The sequence below is a fragment of the Bartonella sp. AP30XZML genome (genome assembly GCF_042195945.1).
GTDB lineage: Bacteria > Pseudomonadota > Alphaproteobacteria > Rhizobiales > Rhizobiaceae > Bartonella.
Genome location: NZ_JBHIPJ010000078.1, coordinates 1 through 1352 on the forward strand (window position 1 = coordinate 1; position 1352 = coordinate 1352).

Consider the following 1352-nt stretch of genomic DNA (forward strand, 5'->3'; position numbering starts at 1 on the left):
CACATTGATATCTTGACCGGAAAGAAGATGAGAAGCAGAAATCTTGGCTTCTCCTTGTGCGTCTAACACGATGTTGCCCGTTGCCCCAAGGATAGAGGAGACCGTTGTGGTATGAGATTGAGATGTATCGGACGATTTCTCATGCAAAAAGCCACTTGATGACGATTGTGCTTGCTGATCCAAGTGTTCTTGGGCGCCTTTGATGACAATCTTTCCCCCAGAGTGAATGGTAATATCCGCTTGTTTTTGATCTCCTGGTGCTTTCTCTTCTGACGTTTCCTCTGCCTTACCGGCTATGAGCGTCGAGGCGACAACTTCCGTGTTGTTTCCTGAGTCAATGGCAATGCCTTCACCCCCTGTTATGCTTGATCCCACAACTTGGCGCACATCCATCTTGTTATGCTCAGATTTGCTGCTACTAAACACCCCTCCCTCTTTATGGTACGACATCTCATACTGTAAGCTATCCTCTGCATTGTTGATCAGGACATCGTTGCTGGCTTTCAGCCCTACCTTGCCATCAGCCGCAATGGAACTNTTTTCCAGAGAGAACAGTGGTCTCTTTTCCAGAACTTAAATGAGAGCCATTGTGCAAGGCAACATGAGATGTTTCACTCCCACTCTGATTGTCCATGCTGTTGCGTGTGGCATCAATAGAAACATTGCTCTCAGCTTGTAAGAGAAGTTTATCCTTTGTTTGAACATCAGAGCCTAAAATATTCAAATCTTTTCCAGAGGAAAGCGTTGTTGAGCCTCCAGAGTTGACTTCTGATTTATGATGCATGGTGGCATCACCCTGTTCATCATGGTAATGGGTTTCTGCTGAACCGATCGTCAAGTTGCCTTGTTCTGTAGCCATGGCAAGATCACCTCCGGTGGTGATCCCCACCCCTGAGGCGGTGATATCTTGTTTGGCAATCACCGTTGCATTACCACCAGCAGAAAGCGCCTCGGTGTTTAAAACGGTCTCCACGCCGTCAACCGTTGTGCGCCCTGCGTCCAAACGAATATTCTTCTCCGCAAGGATAACAGCATCACCACCCGCCGCAAAATGCCCTCCTTGACTGAGGATATCCCCACCATGCACATGCAATTGGTGATTTGCCGCAATACGCCCTGAATTGGTTATCGTGGAATTGCTCGTATTCTGGCTGGTGATATTGATATCATCGCCCATGATCAAAGCCCCAGCAGAAACAAAGGAGGCTCTGTCTTTTTCAGGGATATAAAGCACCGGTGCATAAATATCCATGCCTTTGACCTGTTGGCGCACATAAATCACCATCGGGGCTTCTAGGGACGCCAATTGTTCTTCACTCAAAGCCTCACCAAAGGGGAGATTGTGTGCTTTT

General features: G+C 47.7%; 1 pseudogene. It reads right to left on the reverse strand.

Annotation, left to right across the window (positions count from 1 at the left end):
• A pseudogene (locus ACFIL2_RS06235) lies at positions 1 to 1352 on the reverse strand (hemagglutinin repeat-containing protein); the annotation flags it as partial.